The 21,485-nt window shown below is 69.9% G+C and carries 17 protein-coding genes; 15 read left to right on the top strand and 2 right to left on the bottom strand.

The window, feature by feature from the left end:
- Window positions 1–19 precede the first annotated feature (19 nt).
- Genes E5S69_RS09970 through E5S69_RS09960 form a run of 3 tightly spaced genes read left to right on the top strand, consistent with a single transcriptional unit; the run spans window position 20 to window position 3,409 of the window.
- On the top strand, window positions 20–214 hold the full coding sequence (locus E5S69_RS09970; RefSeq protein WP_171514499.1) for a DUF2970 domain-containing protein: 195 nt from the start codon (window positions 20–22) through the stop codon (window positions 212–214).
- A gap of 13 nt (window positions 215–227) precedes the next feature.
- Window positions 228–1,562 (top strand): cytochrome c, encoded by a 1,335-nt coding sequence (locus tag E5S69_RS09965; RefSeq protein WP_171514498.1) that lies wholly within the window; start codon window positions 228–230, stop codon window positions 1,560–1,562.
- A complete protein-coding gene (locus tag E5S69_RS09960; protein ID WP_171514497.1) occupies window positions 1,559–3,409 on the top strand; it encodes an NAD(P)/FAD-dependent oxidoreductase in 1,851 nt (616 codons plus the stop codon). The genes E5S69_RS09965 and E5S69_RS09960 overlap by 4 nt, the downstream gene beginning before the upstream one ends.
- A 7-nt stretch (window positions 3,410–3,416) precedes the next feature.
- Here E5S69_RS09960 and E5S69_RS09955 read toward each other — a convergent pair whose 3' ends face one another.
- Together E5S69_RS09955 and E5S69_RS09950 are read right to left on the bottom strand one after the other, a co-directional pair.
- Window positions 3,417–4,319, bottom strand: a complete 903-nt coding sequence (locus E5S69_RS09955; protein ID WP_171514803.1) for an acetyltransferase — start codon at window positions 4,317–4,319, stop codon at window positions 3,417–3,419.
- Between the two features lie 204 nt (window positions 4,320–4,523).
- Window positions 4,524–5,480, bottom strand: coding sequence for a SphA family protein (locus tag E5S69_RS09950; protein ID WP_171514496.1), 957 nt, complete (start codon window positions 5,478–5,480; stop codon window positions 4,524–4,526).
- A gap of 286 nt (window positions 5,481–5,766) precedes the next feature.
- Between E5S69_RS09950 and E5S69_RS09945 the strand changes: the two genes are divergently transcribed.
- The 12 genes from E5S69_RS09945 (at window position 5,767) to E5S69_RS09890 (ending at window position 21,458) form a co-directional block, all read left to right on the top strand.
- Window positions 5,767–6,552, top strand: coding sequence for a hypothetical protein (locus tag E5S69_RS09945; RefSeq protein WP_171514495.1), 786 nt, complete (start codon window positions 5,767–5,769; stop codon window positions 6,550–6,552).
- Window positions 6,553–6,627: 75 nt separating this feature from the next.
- Window positions 6,628–7,791: a BamA/TamA family outer membrane protein gene (locus tag E5S69_RS09940; protein WP_171514494.1), complete on the top strand. Its 1,164-nt coding sequence runs from the start codon at window positions 6,628–6,630 to the stop codon at window positions 7,789–7,791.
- Window positions 7,792–7,923: 132 nt separating this feature from the next.
- Complete coding sequence (locus tag E5S69_RS09935; protein WP_171514493.1) at window positions 7,924–9,168, top strand: formylglycine-generating enzyme family protein; 1,245 nt, start codon at window positions 7,924–7,926, stop codon at window positions 9,166–9,168.
- Between the two features lie 55 nt (window positions 9,169–9,223).
- Window positions 9,224–10,297 (top strand): HAD family hydrolase, encoded by a 1,074-nt coding sequence (locus E5S69_RS09930; RefSeq protein WP_171514492.1) that lies wholly within the window; start codon window positions 9,224–9,226, stop codon window positions 10,295–10,297.
- 116 nt (window positions 10,298–10,413) lie between these two features.
- Entirely contained in the window at window positions 10,414–12,111 is a 1,698-nt protein-coding gene (locus tag E5S69_RS09925) for an arylsulfatase (protein WP_236901264.1), read from the top strand.
- 69 nt (window positions 12,112–12,180) lie between these two features.
- The gene (locus E5S69_RS09920; protein ID WP_171514491.1) at window positions 12,181–14,817 is read left to right on the top strand and encodes a fused MFS/spermidine synthase; all 2,637 of its coding nucleotides are present in this window, start codon (window positions 12,181–12,183) and stop codon (window positions 14,815–14,817) included.
- Entirely contained in the window at window positions 14,814–15,788 is a 975-nt protein-coding gene (locus tag E5S69_RS09915; RefSeq protein WP_171514490.1) for an AAA family ATPase, read from the top strand. Before E5S69_RS09920 ends, E5S69_RS09915 begins: the two co-directional genes overlap by 4 nt.
- A gap of 20 nt (window positions 15,789–15,808) precedes the next feature.
- On the top strand, window positions 15,809–16,831 hold the full coding sequence (locus E5S69_RS09910; protein WP_171514489.1) for a DUF58 domain-containing protein: 1,023 nt from the start codon (window positions 15,809–15,811) through the stop codon (window positions 16,829–16,831).
- Complete coding sequence (locus E5S69_RS09905; RefSeq protein WP_171514488.1) at window positions 16,828–17,343, top strand: DUF4381 domain-containing protein; 516 nt, start codon at window positions 16,828–16,830, stop codon at window positions 17,341–17,343. Before E5S69_RS09910 ends, E5S69_RS09905 begins: the two co-directional genes overlap by 4 nt.
- Window positions 17,330–18,409 (top strand): vWA domain-containing protein, encoded by a 1,080-nt coding sequence (locus tag E5S69_RS09900; protein WP_171514487.1) that lies wholly within the window; start codon window positions 17,330–17,332, stop codon window positions 18,407–18,409. Before E5S69_RS09905 ends, E5S69_RS09900 begins: the two co-directional genes overlap by 14 nt.
- On the top strand, window positions 18,409–20,085 hold the full coding sequence (locus E5S69_RS09895; RefSeq protein WP_171514486.1) for a VWA domain-containing protein: 1,677 nt from the start codon (window positions 18,409–18,411) through the stop codon (window positions 20,083–20,085). The genes E5S69_RS09900 and E5S69_RS09895 overlap by 1 nt, the downstream gene beginning before the upstream one ends.
- Window positions 20,086–20,180: 95 nt before the next feature.
- A complete protein-coding gene (locus E5S69_RS09890; protein ID WP_336510572.1) occupies window positions 20,181–21,458 on the top strand; it encodes a hypothetical protein in 1,278 nt (425 codons plus the stop codon).
- Window positions 21,459–21,485 lie beyond the last annotated feature (27 nt).

Below are 21,485 nucleotides of genomic sequence, written 5' to 3'. Positions count from 1 at the left end.
CGTTGTGCAAGGAGATGCCATGAATCCGTTGAGGCTGTTGCAGACCGTGCTGTGGGGCTTCTTTGGCCTGCGCCAGGGCCGGGAGCACCAGCGCGACCTGGACAACCTGCGCCCGGTGCCGCTGATTCTCACCGGCGTGGCCGTCGCCGCCGGGCTGGTGGTGTGCCTGGTGCTGGCGGCCAACTGGGCCGTGTCCGCGGCCCAGGCGGCCTGACCAGGCTGCCTCCATGCGCTGCGATCCCAACCGGCCGGGCCAGGCTGTTTCCCGCGCCTGGCGCAAGCTGGCCGGGCTGGCGCTGGCCATGCTGCTGCCAGCGGGTCTGGCGCTCGCCGCCGACGCGCAGCAAGTCGAGCGCGGCCGCTATCTGGCGCGCATCGCCAACTGCGCCGCCTGCCATACCAGCGAAGGCGGCAAGCCGTTTGCCGGCGGCCTGCCGATCCGCACCGCGGCCGGCACGCTGTACTCGACCAATATCACGCCCGATGCCGGCAGCGGCATCGGCGCCTATTCGCTGGCCGAGTTCGACCGCGCTGTGCGCCATGGCGTGGCGCGCGACGGCAAGCGGCTGTATCCGGCGATGCCGTACCCGTCGTATGCGCGCCTGCGCAGCGACGACGTGGCGGCCCTCTATGCCTACCTGCGCGCCGAGGTGGCGCCGGTCGCGCAGCGCAATCCCGCGCCGCAGATGCGCTGGCCGTTCGGCATGCGCGGCCTGCTGGCGGTGTGGAATGTGCTGTTTCTCGATGACGACCCGATCCGTACCGACCCGGCGCGCGACGCCGCCTGGCACCGCGGCGCGTACCTGGTGCAGGCGGTGGCGCATTGCGGTGCCTGCCATACGCCGCGCGGCACGCTGTTCGCCGAGAAGGGGCTGGACGAGCGCAGCCGGCACTTCCTGTCCGGCGCCAGCGTGGAAGGCTGGTCCGCCACCAACCTCACCGGCGACCAGCTCACGGGCCTCGGCGCCTGGTCGCGCGCGGAGATCGCCGAGTTCCTGCGCACCGGCCGCAATGCCCATGCGACCTCGTTTGGCCCGATGTCGACGGTGGTCTCCACCAGCACCCAGTACATGAGCCCGGGCGACCTCGACGCGGTGGCCGCCTACCTCAAGTCCCTGCCAGGCGCGCGCGGTGAAAAACAGCCGTTCCGGCACGATCCCGCCACCGCGCAGCAGCTTCGGCAGGGCCGCTTCGACCTGCCCGGCGCGCGCCAGTACGCGGTGTTCTGCATGCCGTGCCATGGGGCCGATGGCAAGGGCTTCGCCCGGGTATTTCCGCCGCTGGCCGGCAACCCGACCGTGGCCGATCCGGATCCGGCCTCGCTGGTCAACCTGCTGCTCGACGGCGCCGTGACCGCACGGGTGGGCACCGCGCCGTCGGACTACCACATGCCTGGCTATGGCTGGACGCTGGACGACCAGGAGCTGGCCAATGTGCTGAGCTTTATCCGCCGCAGCTGGGGCAACCGCGCCGCGCCGGTGCCGGAGTCCGAGGTGGCCGTGCGGCGCAAGGCCCTTGCCGCGCAGCGCCAGGCCGACGCCGAAACCATGAGCCGCCGATGACGATCACCCGCAGAGACTTCCTCAATGGCACCGCGCTGACCATCGCCGCGGGACTGGCCCCGGCGCAGCTGCTGCATGCGCAGACCCGCGCCGGGGCACCGTCTCCGTCTTATCCGCCCGCGCTGACCGGCTTGCGCGGCAACCATCCCGGCACCTATACGCTGGCCCACAGCCTGGCGCGCGAAGGCGCGAAGTATCCCGCGGTGCTGGCGCGTGAAGCCTATGACCTGGTGGTGGTCGGCGGCGGCCTCAGCGGCCTGGCGGCGGCGTGGTTCTACCGCCGCCGCTTTGGCGCCAACCGCCGCATCCTGATCCTCGACAACCACGACGATTTCGGCGGCCACGCCAAGCGCAACGAGTTCACGGTGCGCGGCAAGCGGCTGGTGACCTATGGCGGCAGCGCCGAGATGCCGGCAGGCGCCGCCAGCGACGCCGCGGTGCGCGAGCTGCTGGCCGGGCTCGGGCTCGATCCCGCGCAGCCGCCCGCCGGCGCGGCCGCTGACCCCTATGCCGCGCTCGGCATGGGCCGCGCCGTGTTCTTCGATGCCGAGCACTTCGGGCGCGACCAATGGGTCGCGGGCGACCCGTTTGGCGAAGGGATCGACGCGCGCAGCGGAGCGCGCCCGGGGGGGCCGGATGCGGCGGCCTTGTCGCGCTTTCTGGACAGCGCGCCGTTGCCCGCGGCGGACCGGGCCGCGCTGGCGCGGCTGGCCGCCGGCACCACCGATTACCTGCCGGCGCTGTCCGGCGCGGCGCGCACGGCAGCGCTGCGTGCGATGCGCTACGCCACCTTCCTGCGCGACCACGCCGGCATCGGCCTGGCCGGGCAGCGCTTCCTGCGCAGCCGCAGCCATGACGCCTATGCCCTGGATGCCGACGGCATCTCGGTGGCCGCCGCCATTGCCATCGGCCTGCCCGCTGGCGCCAACATGCCGGCGCCGGCGGGCAATGCGCGGCTGGGCAAGTCGCCGGCTTCACGGCTGTGGTTCGCCGATGGCAATGCCTCGCTGGCGCGGCTGCTGGTGCAGAGCCTGATCCCGGGCGTAGCCAGGGTGGCCCGCGCGGCTGAGGTGGGATCGGCCGCGTTCGACTACAGCCGCCTGGACCGCGACGGGCAGCCGGTGCGGCTGCGGCTGAACAGCACCGCGATCGCGGTCGAGCCCGACGGCCCGATCACACGCGTCACCTATGGGTTCAGCGGCGACTTGCATCGGGTCGAGGCGCGCCACGTGGTGCTGGCCGGCTATAACATGATGATTCCGTACCTGCTGCCGTCGCTGCCGGCGCAACAGAAAGCGATCCTGCACAACGGGGCCAAGGCGCCGCTGGTCTACACCAAGGTGGCACTGGACCACTGGCAGGCGTTTGCGGCGCTGCGTACGCGCCGCATCCATGCTCCGGCCATGGCCTACACCGATTTGTGGCTGGAGCCGCCCGCCGGCACGGAGCCCTCCGACCCCGCCGTGCTGCACATGCTCTATGTGCCGACGGTGCCCGACAGCGGCATGCCCGCGCGTGACCGCTTCCGTGCCGGCCGCGCCTTGCTGCTGGGCACGCCGTTCGACGCGATGGAGCGCGACATCCGCACGCAGCTCGACCGCATGCTGGGGCACCAGGGCTTTGCCGCGAAGGACGTGGTCCGCGGCATCACCGTCAACCGCTGGGCCCACGGCTACAGCTACATGCCGGACAGCCTGGCCGGCGAGAACGTGGCGCCCGACGCGGCGTGGCCGGGGCTGGCCGGTGTCGGCAACATCAGCATCGCCAACAGTGACAACGCCGGCAGCCCTTCGCTGACGGCCGCGGTGGGGCAGGGCAAGCGCGCCATCGAGCGACTCCCCGGCTAGCGCCGGCTCAGCCCTGGCGCGGCCGCATCAGCGCATCGATCTCGGCGTCCTTGGCCTCCCACTGGCGTGCCAGCCAGTGGTGGAATTCGGTGCGGAAGGCCTTGTCGCTGCCGTAGTCGGCCTGGCAGAAAGAAGGTGGCACCGGCAGCTGGCGCATGCGCACCAGCACCGGGCCCGCGCGCCCGCAGGCCAGGTCCCAGAAGCCCGGTGCGCCGTCCGGGTAGGCGATAGTGACATCGATCAGCGAGCGGAACTTGTCGCCCATTGCGTTCAGCGCCACCGCCAGCCCGCCGGCCTTGGGCTTGAGCAGGTGGCGGTACGGCGAAGCCTGCGCGGCGCGCTTGGCCTCGGTGAAGCGCGTGCCTTCGGCAAATACCATCACGCTGGTTGGCACCAGCGAGAACTTCGCGCAGGCGCGCCGGGCGGTTTCCTGGTCCTGGCGCCGCGCCGCCGGATTGCGCCGCAGCTCGGCCTTGCCATGGCGCTTCATGAACGGGAAGTCCAGTGCCCACCAGGCCAGGCCGATCACCGGCACATAGATCAGCTGTTGCTTGAGGAAGAACTTCAGTAGCGGGATGCGCCGGTTCAGCGCACGCTGCAGCACGAAGATGTCGGCCCACGACTGGTGGTTGCAGTTGACCAGGTACCAATCGGCATAGCGCAGCCCGTCATTGCCCCGGATGTCCCACGGCTCGCGCTGGATCCACGAGAACCAGCCGCTGTTGCCGGAAATCCAGGCGGTGGCGATGCCGTTGAGCAGCGGATCGATGCGCCGCCTGGCCGCGGCAAAGGGCAGCGCCAGTTTCAGCAGGGCCAGCGGAAACAGCAGCCCGCACCAGAACAGCGTGCTGGCGATCAGCAGGGTCCAGCTGAGGATGCCGGTGACAAAGGCGAAGCGGCCACGCGGCACCAGCGCCCGGCGGCGCGGCGGCACGGAGGGCTCGGCGGGCGCAGGCGGGCGGGTGTCGCCGGAAACGGGGGAAGAAGAGGGCAAAATCGTCATGGCGGCCAGTTTGCAGGCTGGAAATGGATTTGGGCTTGCGCTTGATCAACGCGGACGCAGCGGCTTGGTCGCTAGGCCAGCGGCAGCCCTTTGGCGGACTCCGGCATGCCATCAGAAGACCAGCGTCGCCGTGCCCATGAACGTATTGGTGCTCTTCAGCCGGTTCTTGCTCGCCACCGATGGCACCCAGCGCAGGCCCAGCGACAGCAGGCTTTTGGCGCCCACCTTGGTGTCGTAGGTGACGATCGGGCCCACCGCCCAGTCGTGCCCGCGGAAGCCGTTCAGGCGGTCCGCCAACGGGCCGCTGTCGTCGCCCAGCTGCTGCGTCGTGCCGGCGATCAGGCCCAGGCCGGCCCCGTTCGATAAGCGCTTCAGCAGCATGGTGTCGAGCGTGAACAGCGGCGCGTTCTGGTAATCGGTGGCGTGGTTGCGAGTGTAGAACTGGATGCCCGCGACCGCGTCGAACTCGAGCCCGTGTTCCGGGAACAACTTGGTGTAGGCCACCTGCGGGATGAAGGTCCAGTTGTTCAGGCTGGGGTTGGCCAGGGCGTTGGGGTCGTACTTGCCGGTCGGCGCCCACACGTTCAGGCTCAGTGCCACGTGTTCGGTCTTGGAAAAATGGTAGCCGGCAATGATGGGCGCAAAGGTGATGTCGAACAGGTTGGACGCGGTGTCCTGCGTGCTGCTGCTGCGGCCGCCGAGCGCAAGGTTGGCCGTGACCTTGGTCCACACATAGGGCAGCGTAAAGCTGGAGGCAAAGTTCCAGGCGCCGGTATCGGTGTCCCACACTTTCATCACGGTTGCCAGCGTGAAGGCGACCTTGCCGTCCACGCCGGCCGAGGCCTTGCCGGCGATCGGCACGGTACGGCTGCCGCCGATCGAGCCGTCGAGGTAGATCTCGCCGACATTGACGATCAGCGCCGGCTCCGGCGACACGATCCCCGCATTGGGGACCACGCTGGTGCCGGTCACGGGGCGTCCGAGCGCGCCTTCGGTCGCGTGGGCGCCGGCCCAGGCAAGGATCAGCGGGACGGCCATGGCAAGCCGGATGGCGAGGGTCTTTGGCATAGGCATGAACCTGGAGTGCAGCCCGGGCCCGGGGGCACGGTGCCTGTGGCTGCCGCAATGAGATGTCGCGGTGAAGGAGCGCCCCGACCGCCTGTATTCCCGATGCTGGATACTAGCAGCAAACACCCGCTTATCGGCGTACGGCCAACTCGCGAAAATTTTCATTACGGCATCGCAAACATTGACTTCACAAGGGTAAAGGCGCTCTGCCATGATGCAAACGCCATATTCGAATGGCGATGGTAATGAATTTGTTCCGGGGCGACATGCGGCAATGATTTTATTCATGCGGAAATCATGGCTTGCGGCGGGCTGTGCGGCGATGCTGCTGCCGGCACTGGCCCTTGCGGCAGGACCGTCGACCGACGACATGAATGCCTCGAACAATCCGCTGAGCCCCACCATCACGCTGAACTTGCAGGACCAGTACGTGGGGCGCTATTACGGTCTCGGCGATGAAGACGGCAACAGCGTGCTGCTGCGCGGCACCGTGCCGCACAAGTTGTTCGGGCTGCCGCAGATCCTGCGCTTCACGCTGCCCGTCGTCACCACGCCGAATGTCGCGCCCGATGGCAGCAAGACCGGGCTGGGCGACCTCAACCTGTTCAACCTGGTTCTGGTGAAGGGCCTGGGCATTGAGTGGGGCATCGGGCCGCAGCTGACCATTCCCACCGCGTCGCGCGACCAGACGGGGACGGGCAAGTGGCAGGCCGGCCTGGCGGGCGTGGGCATCGCACCGCAGCGTTGGGGGCTGCTCGGCGGGCTGGTGACCTGGCAGCACTCCTTTGCCGGCGAAGGTGACCGGCCCACGCAGGACAACCTGAGCGCCCAGCCTTTTGTCATCTATAACCTGCCGCAAGGCTGGTACCTGCGCAGCAGCGCGACCTGGAATTTCGATCTCAAGCGCGGCAACTATTACATCCCGCTAGGTATCGGCATGGGCAAGATCTGGAAAATCGGCAAGGAAACCTACAACCTGTTTGCGGAGCCGCAATGGACGGTCAGCCATGAGGGCAATGGCGTGCCGAAATTCCAGGTGTTCATGGGTTTGAATATCCAGTTTCCGCTTTGACCGTTGCCGCGGTATCTGGCCGCCGCTGGCGCCGCGAGAAGAGACTTATCGAACCGAACCCCTGAGCCTTTGCCGATGATCCGTCCTGACGTCACCAGGCGACTTGCCGCGCTGCTTGGCACACTGGCTGTGTTCTGGTGCGTCGCCGCATGCGGCCAGGCCGAGGCCGGCGCCGGCAAGCAGCCGTTGTCGTTTTTCGACCCGGAAGACGGCGCGCTGGACATGAGCGACTTCCTGCTTAACCACAAGGGCGCGCTGCCGGTGCCCACCATCATCACCGAACCGGCGGTCGGCTACGGCGCGGGCCTGGGGCTGATGTTCGTCTCGCAATCGATGGCCGATGCCGCCGCCAGCGCCAAGGCCAGCGGCAAGGGGCCGGCGCCGCCCAACATCACCGGCGTCGGCGGCGCCTATACCGAGAACGGCACCTGGGGCGCCGGCGTCGCGCATTTCCACACCTGGGACGGCGACCGCTACCGCTATCTCGGCGCCCTGGCCAAGGTCGATGCCAACCTCGACTATTACGGCTTGCGCAACCAGGCGCGTGCCTATGAGCTGCGCGGGGTGTTCCTGGTGCAGCAACTGCTGGTGCGCATCGCCGATACCCGCTGGTACGTGGGGCCGCGCTATGTGTACTTCGATTCGACCGCGACCTTCAAGTTTGGCGATGCCGGCGAGCTCGGCAGCTTCGACCGGTCCCAGCGCATCGGCAAGGCCGGACTGGTGATCGACTACGACTCGCGCGACAACATTTTCTATCCCAGCCGCGGCAGCTATGCCGAGCTGGAGGCGCAGTTCGCGCGCGGCGGATTTGGCAGTACCCAGTCATTCAACATGTACAACGCGCGCGGCTTCACCTGGCTGCCGCTGGCGCGCACCGTCATCCTGGGCCTGCGCGCCGATACGCGCTTTTCCAGCGGCGACGTGCCGTTCTATGCGCAGCCGTACGTCGACCTGCGCGGCGTGCAGAAAGGGCGCTACCAGGACCGCAATGCGCTCGCGGCGGAAATGGAATTGCGCTGGGACGTGACCCCGCGCTGGTCGCTGCTTGGCTTCACCGGCGTCGGCAAGGCCTATGGGCGCTGGCATGACTTTGCCGACGCCGACACCATCTACAGCGTCGGCGCGGGCTTTCGCTACATGATCGCGCGCAAGCTGGGGGTGTCGATCGGGCTGGATGTGGCCCACAGCAAGGGCCAGAACGCGTTCTATATCCAGGTAGGGAGCGCTTGGCACTGAGGCCGCAGCCTGCGAAAAAAACTTAATTCACTGCGCGCTGAAATCATAAAAAGCTGACTTCTGATTACTGTAGCCATCTGAGATCATTGTTTGCGCTGAATCAGCGCGGCTTTAGCATACAGAGACACTGGAATGAGCGGACAACGTGAAAGCGGCAATCCCGGCGCAGCGGCGGGGCGTTCCGGCTCAGCGGCACGGACGCCCGGATGGCGCAGCGGCAAACGGACGTGGCTGCTGGCCTTGCTCGGCCTCGGGATGGCCGCCGGCCTGGGCGGCAGCTACTGGTATCTGAAGGGCGGAACCCCGGCGGCGCCGGCCATTGTCGTCGGCGATGGCAAGAACGGTCCGGCCGGCATGGTGCGCGTGCCCGGCGGCGAGTTCTTGATGGGCAGCGACAGCAAAATGGCGCAGCTCAATGAAAAGCCGGCGCACAAGGTGCGCGTGCATGCGTTCTGGATGGACCAGCACCATGTCACCAACGCGGAATTCCGCAAGTTCGTCGAAGCCACCGGCTATGTGACGACCGCCGAGCGCGCGCCCGACTGGGAAACCCTGCGCGTGCAGCTGCCGCCGGGCACGCCGCGCCCGCCCGACAGCGCGATGGTGGCTGGGGGCATGGTCTTCGTCGGCACGCCGCGGCCGGTGCCGCTGCAGGATTACTCGCGCTGGTGGCGCTATGTCCCCGGCGCGGACTGGCGCCATCCGACCGGCCCCGGCAGCTCGATCGAGGGCAAGGACAACCACCCGGTGGTGCAGGTCTCGTACGAAGACGCACAGGCCTACGCCAAGTGGGCCGGCAAGCGGCTGCCCACCGAGGCGGAATGGGAGTTCGCCGCGCGCGGCGGGCTGGAGCAGGCCACCTATGCCTGGGGCGAGCAGTTCTCCCCCGACGGCAAGCAGATGGCCAATGTCTGGCAGGGCCAGCAGAACCAGCCGTTTCCGGTGGTCAGTCCCAAGGCCGGCGGGGCGCTGGGGACAAGCCCGGTCGGCACGTTCCCGGCCAACGGCTATGGCCTTGCCGACATGACCGGCAACGCCTGGCAGTGGGTGGCGGACTGGTACCGGGCCGACCAGTTCCGGCGCGAAGCCGGCAAGGCCCAGCCGATCGAAAATCCGATGGGCCCGCTGGCGTCATGGGATCCGTCCGAACCGGGCGTGCCAGTCAACGCGCCCAAGCGCGTCACGCGCGGCGGCTCGTTCCTGTGCAACGAGGACTTCTGCCTGAGCTACCGGCCCAGCGCGCGGCGCGGCACCGATCCCTTTAACAGCATGTCGCACCTCGGCTTCCGCCTGGTGATGGACGAGGGCCGCTGGGCGGAGCTGCAGCGGCGGCCACCGGTGGCCATGGCCGGCACGGCCGCGCCGGCGGCGCGCTAGCGCCGCTCGCGCAACCTTGCCTTCGACACGGCAGCACGCGACAGGAGCGATCAACATGAGCCGGGCAGTGCCCCCCGCAACCTTTACCAGCCACGCGCGCACGGCCCTCGCCGCACTGGCGCTGGCCGGTCTGGCGCTGGCCGGCTGCTCGACCCCAGCCAGCGCGCCCGTCGCGCAGGATGGCGCCGCGCAGGCGGTGCAGCCGGCGGGGCCGGCGCTGGCATCGTGGCGCGACGGCGCGGCCCGGCAAGCCTTGCTGAAGTTTGTCGCCGACGTGACGCAGCCGGGCTCGCCCGGCTTCGTTCCGTCCGAGGCGCGCGTGGCCGTGTTCGACAACGACGGCACGCTGTGGAGCGAGCAGCCGCTGTACTTCCAGTTCTTTTTCCTGCTCGACCAGGTCCGCGCCGCCGCGCCGCAGCACCCGGAATGGCGCGGCAACCCGGCGTTCAAGGCGCTCATGGCCAACGACATGCAGGGCCTGATGCGCAACGAAAAGCAGCTGGCCGGGCTGATCGCCAACGCCAACAGCGGCATGACCGTGGACGACTACGACCACACCATCCGCGACTGGCTGGCCAAGGCCCGGCATCCCAAATTCAACCGGCCGTACACCGAACTGGTGTACCAGCCGCAGCTGGAACTGCTGTCCTACCTGCGCGCCAACGGCTTCAAGACCTACATCGTCTCGGGCGGCACCATCGATTTCATGCGGCCGTGGAGCCAGGCCATCTACGGCATCCCGCCCGAACAGGTAATCGGTTCTTCGCAGGCGGTGCGCTACCAGTTGCGGGACGGCAAGCCGGTGCTAGTGCGCGATCCCAAGCTGGAGTTCGTCGATGACGGGCCGGGCAAGCCGGTCGGCATCTACCGGCATATCGGCCGCCGGCCTATCCTCGCGGTGGGCAATTCCGACGGCGACCTGCAGATGCTGGAGTACACCACGGGCGGCGATGGCCCGCGCCTGGCCGTGCTGGTGCATCACGACGATGCCGAGCGCGAGTTCGCCTATGACCGCCAGTCCAAGGTTGGCAAGCTCGACAAGGCCCTGGACGCGGCCCGCGCCAGGGGCTGGACGGTGGTGAGCATGAAGCGGGACTGGCAGCAGGTCTATCCGGCCGGCAAGCCATGACCATCACGGGATCAGCAGTAAACCGACCGTAACGGGTCAACCAACGGAGGCTGGATATGCACCGAGTTGAAGAACGCATAGTCAGGCGGCGGAGTTCCAGGCTGGTGATGCTGGCCATGGCGGCCGTTGTGGTCGCGGTGACGGGCTGCGACAAGAAGGAAACGCCGCCCAAGGCGCAGCAGCCGGCGGCACAGGCACCCGCCGCGGCGCCGGGACCGACCGCGCCCGCACCGGTACCGGGCAGGGAGAATCCGCCGGTGGCGACCAGTGCACCGGTTGCCGCAGCATCCGCGCCGGCGCTGGCCGCGCCAGCCGCGTCCGGCAAGAAGCCGAACATCCTGGTGATTTTCGGCGATGACGTCGGGCAGACCAACATCAGCGCCTACAGCCATGGCGTGGTGGGCTACCGGACCCCGAATATCGACCGTATCGCCCAGGAAGGGATGCTCTTCACGGACTACTACGGCGAGAACAGCTGCACGGCAGGCCGTTCCACCTTCATCACCGGCGAAGTTGGGTTGCGCACCGGCCTGCTGAAGGTCGGCGTCCCGGGTGCGCCGGTTGGCCTGCAGGCGCAGAACGTGACCATTGCCCAGGCACTGAAGCCGCTTGGTTATGCGACCGGCCAGTTCGGCAAGAACCACCTGGGCGACCGCAACGAGTACCTGCCCACGGCGCACGGCTTCGATGAGTTCTTCGGCAACCTGTACCACCTGAATGCGGAAGAGGAACCGGAGCGGCCGTACTACCCGAAGAACGACGAGGCCTGGGTCAAGGCGAACGCACCGCGCGGTGTGATCCATTCCTATGCGGATGGCAAGGTCGAAGACACTGGGCCGCTGAACCGCAAGCGCATGGAAACCATCGACGATGAGACCACGACGGCGGCGATCGGATTCATGGACAAGCAGGTGAAGGCCGACAAGCCTTTCTTCGTGTGGATGAATACCACGCGCATGCACGTGTTCACCCATGTACGCGAATCGATGCGGGGGCAGAGCGGCATGCCCGGCAACGAGTACGCCGACGGCATGATCGAACACGATGGCCACGTCGGCAAGCTGCTCAAGGCGCTGGATGACCTGAAGGTGGCCGACAACACGATCGTGATCTACAGCACGGACAACGGCCCGAACCAGTTCAGCTGGCCGGATGCCGCGACCACGCCGTTCCGCAGCGAGAAGGACACCAACTGGGAAGGGGCATTCCGTGTGCCGGCGATCATCCGGTGGCCGGGCCGCATCAAGCCCAACACGGTGTCCACGACAATGATCTCCGGGCTCGACTGGTTCCCCACGCTGCTCGCCGCGGCCGGCGATGCCGATGTCAAGGACCGGCTGCTGAAGGGCACCAGCATTGCCGGAAAATCATTCAAGGTGCACCTGGATGGCTACAATTTCCTGCCATACCTGACCGGGCAGACCAATACCGGGCCGCGCCAGGATTTCTTCTACTTCAATGATGACGGCGTACTGGTGGCGATGCGCCACAACGACTGGAAGTTTGTCTTCTGCGAACAGCGCCAGCCCGGCGGCTTCCAGGTGTGGGCCAACCCGTTCACCTGCCTGCGCGTGCCCAAGGCGTTCAATCTGCGCATGGATCCATATGAGCGGGCGGATGTCGTTTCCGACCAGTACTATGACTGGACCGCGAAGAACGCCTACATGATCAGTTATGCGTCCTCCCGCGTGGCACCATTCCTCCAGTCGTTCAAGGACTACCCGCCCAGCCAGCGGCCGGCGAGTTTCACCATCGACCAGATGACCGAGGCGGTGATGAAATCTCTCGACAAGGGAGCCGCCGGGGGCAAGTAGCATCCGGCGTTATCGGCCAGTCAGCTTCCGCCTGGCGGGCTGGCTGGTCCATTCCATAGGGATCGCACCATGGCACAAGCGCGCGCCGGCGCAAGCTCCGGCAAGGAAGCGGTGCGGTATGCGACGGCCAGGCACGGGCAGGCAGCCCGGGCCGCCGAGCAGGCAGGGCAGGATCCGCTGGTTTTGCATGAAGCCGCGCTGGTGCCTGCCCTGCTGCTTTTTGCCTCGGGCATCGCGGGGCTGGTCTACCAGGTGCTATGGATCAGGCAGCTTGCCCTGGTGGTGGGCATCGAGGTCCATGCCGTCACCGCCGCCGTGAGTGCATTCTTTGGCGGGCTGGCGCTGGGCGGCTGGATCTTCGGGCGCATCGCTGACCGCGGTGGCCGTCTTCTCAGGCTGTATGCCGCGCTGGAAATCGCGGTGCTGGTGCTGGGTGTTGGCGCCACGCTGGCACTGGCCCAGGCCGCCGCGCCGTTTGCCTGGCTGGAAAGCCGGGTGGGGGTGCTGGCGTGGGCGTTGCCGTTGGGCCTGGTGATCCTGCCGGCGGCCGTCATGGGCGGAACGCTGCCGGTGCTGGTACGCGTGCTGGCGTCACGCCCCGGTTGCGTTGGCACGCACGGCGGGCGGCTCTACGCCGCCAACACCGCCGGCGCGATTGTCGGCACGCTGCTGGCGGGCTTTGTATTGGTGCCCGCGCTCGGCATCCTCGGCAGCGCCATCGCGGCGGGCGCACTCAATGGTGCGGCTGCGCTGGGGGCCTGGCTGCTCGATCGTCGCGGGCCCGCCGCGGCGGCTGCAGGCGGCGCCAGTGCAGCGCGCGGCGCCGCTGCGCCGGGCGATGCCGCCAACGGCAGGCTGGCGTTGCTGCTGTACGCCGCCGCCGGGGGCATCGCGCTGGGTTACGAGGTGGTCTGGTCGCAGGCCATCGTGCAGTTCCTCAGCACCCGTACCTTCGCTTTCACCGTGGTGCTCGCCACCTATCTGTCCGGCCTGGCGCTCGGCAGCGTTCTGGCCGCGCGCCACGCCGATCGCGTGCGCGACCCCTGGGGCGCCTTCGGCCTGTTGATCGCGGCAGCCGGGCTGGTAACCTTGCTGGAATTCTTGCTGCTGGGCGAATGGCTGCTGCGTGCCCAGGGCAGCCTGTCGGCGTGGGTCCAGGGCGTCAGCGCCAGCCCGCTGCTGGCGGCTTGCGCCAGGTTCGCACTGGCGGCGCTGACGGTGGTGTTCGTGCCGACGCTGCTGCTGGGCGCGGCGTTTCCGTTCGTGCTGCGCGTCTGTGTGGACAGCCGGCGCATTGGCGCGGGTGTCGGCAGCGTGGTGGCGCTCAATACGCTGGGCGGCATCGCTGGTACGGCGCTGGCCGGTTTCGTGCTGGTGCCGTACCTGGGCCTGGTGCGGACCCTGTCGCTGCTGGCGATTGCGGCGGCGGTGGTCGGCGTGGTGGCGGTGGCATTGGGCAGCGGCGTACGGCCCCTGGCGCGCTGGGCCGTGCCGATGGTGGGCGTGCTGGCCGTGATCGCCGCCGCGCCGGCGCCGCAGGATCGCTTTGCCACCCTGCTGGCGCGGGCGCGCGGCGGCGAACTGGTGTTCTACGAGGAAGGGCGCGGCGCCACCGTGGCGGTGCTGGAGCAGGCCTCCGCCAGCAACCGTTTCCGCCGCCTTTATATCCAGGGCGTGTCCAATTCCGGCGACGCCATGACCTCGCAGCGCTATATGCGCTTGCAGGCGCTGCTGCCGTTGATCGTGCATAACGGCGCGCCGAAGTCGGCGCTGGTGATCGGGCTGGGCACCGGCATCACGGCGGGCGCCACGCTGGCATGGCCGGGGCTGGAGCGGCGCGTGGTGGCGGAACTGCTGCCGCCGGTGGCGCGCGCGGTGCCCCGCTTTGAGGGGAATTTCGGCGTCGCCTCCGATCCGCGCGTGGAGATCCGCCTGCGCGACGGCCGGCGCGAGCTGCTGCAGAGCCCGCAGCAGTATGACCTGGTCACGCTGGAGCCGCCGCCGCCGTCGGCCGCCGGCGTGGCCAACCTGTATTCGACCGATTTCTACCGCCTGGCGGCGGCGCGGCTGCAACCCGGCGGGCTGGTGGCGCAGTGGCTGCCGCTGCCGACCCAGAACGACGAAGACACGCGCATGCTGGTGCGCAGTTTCCTGGACGTGTTCCCGCACGCCACGCTGTGGACCACCGAGCTGCACGAGATGATGCTGGTAGGCTCGATGGCGCCGCTGGCGCTGGATGCCGCGCAGATCCGCGCGCGCTTTGCGCAGCCCGGGGTCGCCGCGGCGCTGCAGGCCGTCGGCGTGGGCTCGGCGGCGGCGTTGATGGCCACCTGGGTCACCGACCGGGCCGGGCTGGACTGGTATGCCGCCGATGCACCGGCCGTGACCGACGACCGGCCGCGCATCGAGTATGCGGGCTGGGTCCGCCCCGACGCCTTCCCGGAGTCCCTGTCCAGGCTGCTGGCGCTGCAAAGCGAGCCGCCGCTGGCCGGCGCCGACGACGCCTTCTGGCGCGAGCTGCGCCACCAGCGCCAGGTACTGCACACGTTCTACCGCGCCGGCCTCGACGCCTACCGCGGCGATCGCGAGGCCTGGGCCAGCCATATCACGCAGGCCATGCGCGCCGATCCCGACAATCCGTACTATGCATGGTTCGTCGGCGGCCAGGCCCGCCGCGCCCCGGCCGCACCAAGGAATACCCCATGAGCACGCGCGACGACGTCCTGGCCCTGCACCAGCGCATGGGCGAGTCGATCGTGGGCCAGCAGCGCATGATCGAACGCCTGCTGCTGGGCCTGCTGGCGGATGGCCACCTGCTGGTGGAAGGGCTGCCGGGGCTGGCCAAGACCCGCGCCATCAAGACGCTGGCGCGCAACCTGGATGCGCGGCTGTCGCGGATCCAGTTCACGCCGGACCTGCTGCCGGCGGATATCACCGGGTCGGAGATCTACTTCACCGAAGCCGGCAAGGGCGAATTCCGCTTCCAGGCCGGCCCGGTGTTCGCCAACCTGGTGCTGGCGGACGAGGTCAACCGCTCGCCGGCCAAGGTCCAGGCGGCGCTGCTGGAAGCGATGGAAGAGCGCCAGGTCACCGTGGGCGGCACCACGCACAAGCTTGAGCCGCTGTTCCTGGTGATGGCCACGCAGAACCCGATCGAACAGGAGGGCACGTACCCGCTGCCCGAGGCGCAGATGGACCGCTTCCTGATGCATATCAGCGTGAGCTACCCGGAAGCCGATGCCGAGGCCGATATCGTCAGGCTGGCGCGCGCGGAAGAGGCGGGCGGCGCGGCCGGCGCTGGCGCGGCGCCGGTGCGACTGGCGCCCGAGGCCATCTTCAGCGCGCGCGCGGAGATCCATGGCGTCTACGTCAGCGAGGCGGTGGAGCGCTACATCGTCACGCTGGTGCAGGCCACGCGCGACCCCAAGCCGGTCGACGACGACCTTGACCAATGGATCCAGGTGGGTGTGAGCCCGCGCGGCTCGATCGGGCTGGACAAGGTGGCGCGCGCGCATGCGTGGCTGCGCGGGCGCGACTTCGTCACGCCCGAGGACGTGCAGGCCGTGGTCGGCGACGTGTTCCGGCACCGGCTGATCCTGTCGTACGAGGCGCATGCGGCCGGCGTCGGCGCCGACGCCGTGATCGAGCGCCTGGTGCAGCAGGTGGCGGTGGCCTGAGCGTCAGCGAGGCCACTACCATGCGCCTGCCATTCCAACGCGCCATCGCCCGCGCCGCGCCGGCGGCGCACGCGCCATTGTCGCAGGCGGTGCCCGGTGTCAGTGTCGATGCCGCGGCGCTGGCCAGGCTGGAGGTGGCCGCGCGCGACTTCCACTTCCTGCCGCGCCAGCCGGTGCACAGCGTGCTGGCCGGGCGCCATGCCTCCAGGGTGCGCGGGCGCGGCCTGGCCTTCGAGGAACTGCGCCTGTACTTGCCGGGCGACGATATCCGCAGCATGGACTGGCGCGTGACCGCGCGTACCGGCCAGCCGCATGTGCGCGTCTACACCGAGGAGAAGGACCGTCCAGTGCTGCTGGTGGTGGACCAGCGCATCAACATGTTCTTCGGCAGCCGGCGCGCGATGAAATCGGTCAGCGCGGCCGAGGCCGCGGCACTGGCCGCATGGCGCGTGCTGGCTCAAGGCGACCGGGTCGGCGGCGTGGTGCTGGGCGATGCCCGCATCGAAGCGTTTGCGCCGCGCCGCAACCGCGACACCGTGCAGCAGCTGCTGGGCGGCATCGCGCGCTTCAACCAGGCGCTGCGCGCCGATGCGCCGGCGCGCCGCGCCGCGGGGCAGCTGAACGCGGCGCTGGAGCGCACCGCGCGCATGGCGCGCCACGATTGCCTGGTCATTGTGATCAGCGATTTCGACGGCCATGACGCCCGCACCCGCGACCTGATGCTGGCGCTGGCCACGCACAACGATGTGCTGACCATCCTGGTCCACGATCCGTTCCTCGGCGAGTTGCCAGGTTCGGGACAGCTGGTGGTCAGCGACGGCGAATTGCAGGTCGAGCTGGGCTTTGGCCACGCCGCCACGCGGCGCGGCATCGCCGAGTTTGCCGATGCCCGCGCCAGGTCGCTGCTGGACTGGCACCATGCCATGGGCGTGCCGCTGCTGCCGCTGTCGACGGCCGAGGAAACCGCGCCGCAATTGCGCCGGCTGCTGGGCCGGCCGCTGCAGCAGGCGCCGCTGCGGCAACGCACGGGAGCGGCGCGATGAGCCTGACCCACAGTGCTGGCCCGGCCACGCTGGCAACGCTGGCCGACCTGGCCGTGCCGCCGCCGCCATCGTGGCTGCCGCAGACCATTGGCTGGCCGATCGCCGCGGGCTTGCTGCTGCTGGCGCTGGCCTGGGCGGCCTGGCGCGCCTGGCGGCGTTACCGTGCCAACCGCTACCGGCGCGAGGCGCTGGCCGAGCTGGCGGCGCTGCGGCTGGAAACTGACCCGACGCGCCGGGCCGCGGCCTTGCGCGCGATGGCGGCGCTGCTCAAGCGCACCGCGCTGGCGGCATGGCCGCGCGCACAGGTGGCCAGCCTGGCCGGCGGCGGCTGGGCCGAATTCCTGCAGGCGCATGCGGGGCGGGCACAGGATGCCGCGCCGCTGCTGGCCGCGCTGGTGCACGACGCCGAGTACCGCGGCGAGGCGGCCCTGGCGCAATGGCCGGAGCCCCAGGTGCGGGCCGTCGCCGCGGCATGCCGGCGCTGGATCGCTGAGCACCATGTACCAGTTTGAATACCCCTGGCTGTTCGTGCTGCTGCCGCTGCCGTTGCTGCTGTGGTGGTGGCTGCCGCCGTACCGCGAGGAAAGCCCGTCGGTGCGGCTGCCGTTTTTTGGCGAGGTGGCCAGTGCCGCCGGGCTGACGCCCGCGGCCGGTGCCGTGGTGCCGCGCCGCAACCGGCTGCAATGGGTGCTGGCGCCGCTGGCGTGGGCCCTGGTGGTGACGGCGCTGGCGCGGCCGCAGTTTCTCGAAGCGCCGGTGCGGAAGGTGCAGCCCGCGCGCGACCTGCTGCTGGCGCTGGACCTGTCGCAGTCGATGGACACGCGCGACTTCCGCGATCCGTCGGGCGCGCTGATCCCGCGCGTGCAGGCGGTGCGGCAGGTGGTCAGCAATTTCGTGGCAAGACGCCCCGGCGACCGCATCGGCCTGGTCGTGTTCGGCGACGCGCCATACCCGCTGGCGCCGTTTACGCTGGATCACCAGCTGGTGCAGACGCTGCTTGCCGGCCTGCTGCCCGGCATGGCGGGGCCGAGCACGGCGCTGGGCGACGCGATCGGGCTTGGCATCAAGATGTTCGAGCACAGCAAAGCGCCGCAGCGGGTAATGATCGTGCTGACCGACGGCAACGACACCGCCAGCCGGATGCCGCCCGAGCGCGCCGGCGGCATCGCCCGCGAGCGCAAGGTGGTGGTGCATACCATCGGCATCGGCGACCCCAACGCCGCGGGCGAAGATAAGGTCGACCTGGAGGTGCTGCAGCGCCTGGCGGCGCAGACCGGCGGGCGCTATTTCTTCGGCGCCGACCAGGCCGGCCTGGAGACCATCTACGCCACGCTCGACCAGATCACGCCGCATGACCAGAAGACGCTGTCGTGGCGGCCGCGGCGCGAGTTGTTCATGTGGCCGCTGGGCGCCGCGCTGGCGCTGGTGCTGGCGTACCAGTTGCTGATGTTCGGGTATTCGGCATGGCGGTCGCGGCCGCGTCTGCGCCCGGCGGCTGAAGTGGCCGGAGTGGCCGGCGGCGCAGACACCGCGGACAGGCCGGGCGCCATGGCGGATGCCGCCGGAGGCGGGCGCTGATGCTGGCCTGGCTGGACTCGCTCTCGCATTTCCATTTCCTGCGCCCGTGGTGGCTGCTGGGGCTGTTGCCGGCCGCGCTGCTGGTGTGGGCGGTGCGCCGCCGCGGCGACGTGCGGCGGCGCTGGCGCGAGACCATCGCGCCGCACCTGCTCGACGCCCTGATGCTGGGCGAACGCCGCCGCCTGGCGCTGCGCCCGGTGCACCTGACCGCGCTGCTGCTGGCGCTGGGCGCCGTGGCGCTGGCGGGGCCGAGCTGGCGCCAGGAGCGCCCGCCGTTCCTCGATGACAAGGCGCCGCTGGCGATCGCCGTGGACCTGTCGCCCAGCATGGACTCGGTCGACGTCACGCCGACGCGGCTGGAGCGCGCCAAGCTCAAGATCAAGGCGCTGCTGGCGCGCCGCGACGGCGGCCGCACCGCCCTCTACGCCTATGCCGGCTCGACTCACATGGTGCTGCCGCTGACCGACGACGCCAGCCTGCTGCAGACCTTCGCCGATGCGCTGCAGACCCGCATCATGCCGGTACCGGGGCGCGACATGGCGCAGGCGCTGCGCGTGATCGACGCCGACCTGAAGCATGAGCCGGTGCCCGGCACCATCCTGTTCCTGACCGACGCCGTCGACCCGGCCGCCGCCGCGGCCTTCCGCGCCCAGGCGGACAGCGGCCGCAGCCAGCCGGTGGTGCTGGCGCTGGGCACCGCGCAGGGCGGCCCGCTGCGCAATGCCGCGGGCGGCTTTGTCGAGCAGGATGGCGCGCGCGTGTTTGCGCGCCTGGATGAGGCGGCGCTCAAGCGCTTCGGCGATGACAGCGACGTGCCGGTGGCAACCTTTACACCCGGCAGCGACGACGACGTGGCCTGGGTGCAGCGCCACGTGCAGTCGCATCTCGAACGGATCCAGGCCGGCGACCGCGCGCGCTGGAAGGATGAAGGCTGGTGGCTGGTGCCGCCGATCGCGCTGCTGGCGATGCTGTGGTTCCGCAAAGGCTGGGCCGTGCGCTGGAGCGCCGGCCTGCTGCTGGCACTGGCATTTGCCGCGCCGCCCGAGGCCCGCGCGCAGTCATCCACGCAATCCGCTACACCAGCATCCACGCCAGCCGATGCCGTACGCCCATGGCGCTTTGCCGACCTCTGGCTGACACACGACCAGCAAGGCCGGCGCGCCTTCGAGCAGGGCGACTTTGCCCGCGCCGCCACGCTGTTCGACGATCCGATGTGGCGCGGCGTCGCGCAGTATCGCGCGGGCCAGTATGCGCAGGCGGTGCAGAGCTTCGCGCTGGTCGACTCCGCGCAGGCGGACTACAACCAGGGCAATGCACTGGCGCGTCAGGGCCAGTACCAGCAGGCCGCCGCGCGCTATCGCCAGGCGCTCCGGCGCCAGCCGCAATGGCCCGCGGCAACCGCCAACCTGGCGCTGATGGAAAAACTGCTGGCGCAGCAGATACCCAGACAGAAGCCAGACCCCGACGACGAGGAAGAGCCCCCCGACCTGCCGCCGGACGAGATCAAGTACGACGCCGCGAAGCCGCCAGAGTCGGGCGGCAAGTCGCTGCAGGTCGGCCTGACGCAGGACGTGGAGATGTGGATGCGCGCGATCCAGACCACGCCGACCGACCTGCTGCAGCGCAAGTTCGCGCTGCAGCAAGGGCAGGGCGCGCCCGCGCAGGCGCCGCGATGAGGGCCGGCGCGATGCTCCGCGGGGTTGCGTCTCTGCTCCTGCTGGTGGCCGCGTGGCTCTGGCCGTGGTCGGCGCGGGCGGCGGCGGAGCCCATCGTGCGCGTCGAAGTGGGTGCGCGGCAGCCGGTGCTGGTGGGCCAGCAAGTCGGCATCGACATCACCATTCTGGCCCCCAACTACTTCCTGTCGGCGCCGGCGTTCCCGGCGCTTCAGGTGCCGGGCGCCGTCGTCACCCTGCCTGATGCGCGCGCACTGAATTCCACGGAGACCATCGACGGCGTGGTTTATGCGGGAATTCGCAAGACCTATGCGTTCACCGCCGAGCAGGATGGCGAATTCCGGCTGCCAGCGGTGGTCATCCGTGTTACCTACGCCGGCGATGACGGCGCACCGCGCCAAGGCAGTGTCACCTTGCCCGTCACCACGATCCGGGCTGGCGCCGGGGGCACCGCCACCGCCGCCGCGGGCGGCAGCGCGGGCCGGCGGTTACTGCCGGTGGCGCAGCTCACCGTGACGCAAACGCTGGACCATGATCCCGACCACGGCGTGGTGCGGCTGCACGCGGGCGATGCGCTGGTGCGCACCGTCACCACCTTTGCGCCGCAGACCCAGGCGATGAGGATCGTTCCGCCGCAGGCCGCGGCGCCGCGCGGCGTGCGCATGTTCCGCGCGGATCCGCGCTTGTCCGATCATGCGGGTGCCGCGCCGGGGCCGGGCGGCACCCGCATCGATACGCTGACCTATGTCTTCGAGCGGCCCGGCAGCTATACGCTGCCAGCGGTCACGGTGGACTGGGTCGATCCCGCGACGCGGCAGCCTGCCAGGTCGGAGGCGCCGATGGTGAAGGTCGAGGTGGCCGCCGCGCGCCACGCCGGGGCGCTGGCGCCAGGCGGACCCTCGGCCGGCGCGCTGCCGGGCGAGGGCGGCTGGCCGCGGCGGATGCTGCTGTGGGCCGCCGGCGCGCTGCTCGCCGCCGCGGCGCTGGCTGCGCTGTGGCGTCGGCTAGGACCGCGCCTGGCCCGCCTGCAACAACGGCGCGCCGAGCGCCGGCACGCCCGCGCCGCGCGCCCCGACGCGCGCCTGGCGGCGACACTGCAGGCCTGCCGGTCGGGCGATGCCGCCGCCGCGAGCCAGGCGCTCGACGGCTGGACCCGCGCCGTCCACGGCACCACGCCCGCGGCCTGGGCCGAAGCGGTCGGCGATGCCGGCCTGGCCGCAGCCGTGACGGGGCTGCAACGCCATCTTTACGGGCCGGCCCCGGCCCCGGCCGCCTGGGACGGCCGCCCGCTCGTCCAGGCGCTGGGGCGGCACGCCATCGCGGCCCCCCCGCGCCGCCGGCACGCCAGGCCGGCGCTGCCACCGCTCAATCCCTGACCTGCTGCTCCCCATCCACCCAATCCG

Origin of the sequence: Cupriavidus necator (assembly GCF_013141915.1) — a bacterium.
Lineage (GTDB): Bacteria > Pseudomonadota > Gammaproteobacteria > Burkholderiales > Burkholderiaceae > Cupriavidus > Cupriavidus necator_B.
Note: the sequence above shows the minus strand (reverse complement) of the source record. Positions and strands in the feature narration are given on the sequence as shown.

What these genes read in the sequence shown, in the direction of transcription:
- E5S69_RS09965 (WP_171514498.1), top strand. Translation starts at nt 228, where the DNA reads ATGCGCTGCGATCCCAACCGGCCGGGCCAGGCTGTTTCCCGCGCCTGG.
- E5S69_RS09920 (WP_171514491.1), top strand. Translation starts at nt 12,181, where the DNA reads ATGGCACAAGCGCGCGCCGGCGCAAGCTCCGGCAAGGAAGCGGTGCGG.
- E5S69_RS09930 (WP_171514492.1), top strand. Translation starts at nt 9,224, where the DNA reads ATGAGCCGGGCAGTGCCCCCCGCAACCTTTACCAGCCACGCGCGCACG.
- E5S69_RS09895 (WP_171514486.1), top strand. Translation starts at nt 18,409, where the DNA reads ATGCTGGCCTGGCTGGACTCGCTCTCGCATTTCCATTTCCTGCGCCCG.
- E5S69_RS09915 (WP_171514490.1), top strand. Translation starts at nt 14,814, where the DNA reads ATGAGCACGCGCGACGACGTCCTGGCCCTGCACCAGCGCATGGGCGAG.
- E5S69_RS09940 (WP_171514494.1), top strand. Translation starts at nt 6,628, where the DNA reads ATGATCCGTCCTGACGTCACCAGGCGACTTGCCGCGCTGCTTGGCACA.
- E5S69_RS09910 (WP_171514489.1), top strand. Translation starts at nt 15,809, where the DNA reads ATGCGCCTGCCATTCCAACGCGCCATCGCCCGCGCCGCGCCGGCGGCG.
- E5S69_RS09935 (WP_171514493.1), top strand. Translation starts at nt 7,924, where the DNA reads ATGAGCGGACAACGTGAAAGCGGCAATCCCGGCGCAGCGGCGGGGCGT.
- E5S69_RS09970 (WP_171514499.1), top strand. Translation starts at nt 20, where the DNA reads ATGAATCCGTTGAGGCTGTTGCAGACCGTGCTGTGGGGCTTCTTTGGC.
- E5S69_RS09960 (WP_171514497.1), top strand. Translation starts at nt 1,559, where the DNA reads ATGACGATCACCCGCAGAGACTTCCTCAATGGCACCGCGCTGACCATC.
- E5S69_RS09925 (WP_236901264.1), top strand. Translation starts at nt 10,414, where the DNA reads ATGGCGGCCGTTGTGGTCGCGGTGACGGGCTGCGACAAGAAGGAAACG.
- E5S69_RS09950 (WP_171514496.1), bottom strand. Translation starts at nt 5,480, where the DNA reads ATGCCAAAGACCCTCGCCATCCGGCTTGCCATGGCCGTCCCGCTGATC.
- E5S69_RS09945 (WP_171514495.1), top strand. Translation starts at nt 5,767, where the DNA reads ATGCGGAAATCATGGCTTGCGGCGGGCTGTGCGGCGATGCTGCTGCCG.
- E5S69_RS09905 (WP_171514488.1), top strand. Translation starts at nt 16,828, where the DNA reads ATGAGCCTGACCCACAGTGCTGGCCCGGCCACGCTGGCAACGCTGGCC.
- E5S69_RS09900 (WP_171514487.1), top strand. Translation starts at nt 17,330, where the DNA reads ATGTACCAGTTTGAATACCCCTGGCTGTTCGTGCTGCTGCCGCTGCCG.